This window comes from Klebsiella sp. HMSC25G12, assembly GCF_001807705.1.
Taxonomy (GTDB): Bacteria; Pseudomonadota; Gammaproteobacteria; order Enterobacterales; family Enterobacteriaceae; genus Klebsiella; species Klebsiella variicola.
This window is the reverse complement of record NZ_KV789827.1, coordinates 1-3,550: the sequence shown is the minus strand read 5'-3', so window position 1 is coordinate 3,550 and position 3,550 is coordinate 1. Positions and strand designations below refer to the sequence as shown.

Genomic DNA, 3,550 nt, shown 5'->3' with positions numbered 1-3,550 from the left:
TCGCACGAAATCTTATTTATTCAACAAAGCCGTAGTTAATCCGAGTTCTTCGTTTCATGACAACGTCCCCCTTGATTAAGGATAGCGTTGCATCGACCCGTTGAACTCACAGCACTAAGCGGACTTTTCAACACACGGGCATTTCTAACGAGCCAGTGATTAGACAATTTCAGTGAGCTTTGACAAAGATTGTTAGAACCATTTAGTAATGTCACTTTGGGGGCTGCGGCGGGAAGGCTGGCCTGTTAACCACAAGAAAACACATCGGATTTACTGTCTGGAAGGCCTCAACCTGCGCAAAAAGCGCCCCCGCAGGCATGTCAGTGCAGCACATCGTCAGCAACGTCTGGTCCTGAGCTGAGTCGATCAGTGCTGGAGTATGGATTTCGTGTCGGATAACCTGTTTAACGGACGACGTTTCCGGGCGCTGACTGTAGTGGATAATTTTAGTCGGGAGTGTCTGACGATCCATGCAGGAAAGTCGCTGAAAGGTGAGGATGTGGTCGGTGTGATGGAAGGGTTGCGGGTGCTGGGCAAGCGCCTGCCGGTACGTATTCAGACAGATAACGGCAGCGAGTTTATTTCGAAAAGTCTGGATAAATGGGCGTATGAGTACGTGGTCACAATGGACTTCTCCCGCCCCGGAAAACCAACGGATAACCCGTTTATTGAATCATTTAACGGCAGTCTGCGGGATGAATGCCTGAACATTCACTGGTTTCTCTCGCTGGAAGATGCGCAGGACAAACTCGACAACTGGCGCAGGGAATATAATCATGAGAGAACGCATTCATCATTAAATGACATGACTCCGGCTGAATTCATCCGAAGACTCCGGAAAGACGAAGATCTCTGATTTAGCACTGTACTGAATTTGGGCCAGGGTCACCCCCACCAAAAGATAAAAGTAACTTTTGCGGCGTAAAGGGCTTCTGCCCTGATGTTCTTCATCCTGGGATTTTAATACTGACCCATTAACCGGACAGAAATCATCCGAATATTTTATTTAACTTCGCCGCACGCTACGTGAAATCTGACGTACTCACCCCTCCGATTTTCTTCAGATTTCGCGTAGCGCAACCTGAGCGAAAACCACTCGAAAAGCAACTTTTGGACTGATTTAGAAGCCGGGTACCCCTTTTATGGTTATTAACATAAAGTTAACACATGGAATAAACGTTATTATTCTAACTGTAAATAGGATGTTGCATACCTCTTGAAGCGATGGAAAAATGAGCATATTTCTCATTATTCCCGAATCCATACATTTTTATTGTTTTTATAGCAAAATAATGAAAGTTCGTTTTATTTATTATGTATCAATTTATAATTAATTGATGTTATTTTATCGCTATTGATATTTATCATAGTAACTATAACCAATGGAATTAAATCATATTCATCTAAATGTGACAGTGTCACGTTTCATGCATCTGGCGAGACCCATTTATCGTTAAAAGAAGTTCACTCCCATAATGAAACCTGAGCTTCTTATTTGCAGATCGTATGTGGATGTCTTTAGGTGCAGGAAGGAAAGTGATGCAAGCATGATAGGATGACAAACCGGCAAAGGGGCTGCTACTGCTCCATATTCAACAAACCACCCCTGGTAAGTTGAATCCTTTGCCGGTTTTACTGACAATACCAGATAAGTTAACTTTTTCCATCCGATTTTGTCTTCAACATTTTGAATTCAAGATTTTTTCAAAATGGGATGCTTTCACAAGGCAACAACGGTTTTCAAGTATCTCGGATCATCATTCTTCATAAAAAATAGCTAAATAGCGATTTCACGTATTTCGCCATGAAAAAGACAAGCTATACTGAAGAACAGATTGCGTTTGCGCTGAAAAAGGCCGAAACCGGCACTCGCGTCGGGGTAGTCTGCCGAAATATGGGCATTTCTGAGCCCACTTTTACATCTATGGACTACCTCCGTTTTGCAAGTAATTAATCTGGTTTGGGGTGTTGCTTACATCTATCCGGCATCAGGAAAATAAGTAATTTTATATCTTACCGACAGTCGCCCTGTATTCTGATACCGTCAAAATGGATCATCCTGACTGACCTCAACGCACAACGCCCGGATCCATTGATGCGCCGGATCGCGATTCCAGGCCATGTTATCGTAAAGCATGGTACTTCCAGTGGCATATCCACAATCACCAGATAATCATCTTTGCAGGCCAGACGACGCGGAACCACGGCAATCATGGAAGGGTGTATGAGCCGTCGCGGTAACTGTCACGATAACGCGGTTGCAGAAAGCTTTTTCAGTTACTGAACCGAGAGCGCATAAAGAAAAGATCTACGGAAGGCGGGAGAAGCCCGCAGCGAAATTTTTGATTACATCGAAATTTTTTATAACAGTAAGCGTCGACATGGGTCGAGCAATCAGATGTCACCGACAGGATATGAAAACCAGTATTATCAATGGCTCGGAAGTGTTTAGATTATCCGTGACGATTCAAATGTAAGCCACGTGAGAACCTCAAAAGCACCATCGTACACTAAATCAGTAAGTTGGGAGCATTACACAAAACTCAAATAGCACTATATACAATCACTTTATTACGCCCCTCTCCCTTTGCTTGATAAAGAGCATCATCAGCATTTTTCAGCAAAAAGTCGATCCCACTAAGGGGATCAGTTTGCGTTGCTACACCAGCAGATATGGTGACACGCAAGTCATTAGTAAAAACAGAACTTTCAATAACACTTCTGATACGCTCCGCAATACGCTCTGCTGTTACCACTGAAGTATTCGGCAGAAAAATAACAAATTCTTCACCACCAAACCGGCAAACAATATCTTCACTACGGCAGCAAGAATTAATAGCATGAGCCAAAGAAATAAGCACCTCATCTCCGACCCCATGCCCGAAGAAATCATTTATTTTTTTAAAAAAGTCAACATCAATAGCAATAACTGAAGCCCCTGAGCCTTGCGTGTAATCCTTTGTTTTATTCGAAAACCCCAATCTATTATTTACACCGGTTAGGGGATCTTTTACTGCCACTTCATTTAGAGTGTTAACCCTTTTCATCATTACCTTTACATTCGTTAAAAGTGCCTTTTTAAGGCGGTCAGCTTCGGCATACCAAGCATTGATACCTTTAATATAAGTCAGCGAGGACTCTATATCTTTAGCATTGGTAGATATAGCAAGATTTTCTAAAGGAATTGAGATTTGGGATGCAATGAAATATGAAACAATTGAAAACACAACTATTATTACAACTAGCAGCACAAGCACATTTTTAGCATAATTAATAAGAATAGTGGTCACGTTGTCAGCATGACTATAAACAAACACATTCCAGTCAGTATTTTTCATATGAGCATAACCAAGAAGATACTTATGCCCCGAAGAAAAAAAGGTACCATCGCCTCTTTCAGACGAAGCTAACTTTGATTTCAAATCATCAGGCATAACCATCGGTCGACCAACAACACTGTTATCTTTATTAAAGATCACATTACCATCATCACTAACGATGGTAATTTCAGTGTCGTCATGGCTTTGTTGAATAAATCAGATTTCGGGTA

At 41.9% G+C, this 3,550-nt stretch carries 1 protein-coding gene and 3 pseudogenes; 3 read left to right on the top strand and 1 reads right to left on the bottom strand.

What is annotated here, in order from left to right:
• Positions 1 to 223: 223 nt before the first annotated feature.
• From HMPREF3096_RS05510 to HMPREF3096_RS31335, 3 pseudogenes are all read left to right on the top strand, one after another.
• A pseudogene (locus HMPREF3096_RS05510) lies at positions 224 to 856 on the top strand (IS3 family transposase); the annotation flags it as partial.
• Between the two features lie 948 nt (positions 857 to 1,804).
• Positions 1,805 to 1,918: pseudogene (locus HMPREF3096_RS28765) on the top strand (transposase); the annotation flags it as partial.
• A gap of 306 nt (positions 1,919 to 2,224) precedes the next feature.
• Positions 2,225 to 2,452 (top strand): annotated as a pseudogene (locus HMPREF3096_RS31335) (IS3 family transposase); the annotation flags it as partial.
• Between the two features lie 91 nt (positions 2,453 to 2,543).
• Here HMPREF3096_RS31335 and HMPREF3096_RS31330 read toward each other — a convergent pair.
• Complete coding sequence (locus tag HMPREF3096_RS31330; RefSeq protein WP_225388574.1) at positions 2,544 to 3,479, bottom strand: sensor domain-containing diguanylate cyclase; 936 nt, start codon at positions 3,477 to 3,479, stop codon at positions 2,544 to 2,546.
• Positions 3,480 to 3,550 lie beyond the last annotated feature (71 nt).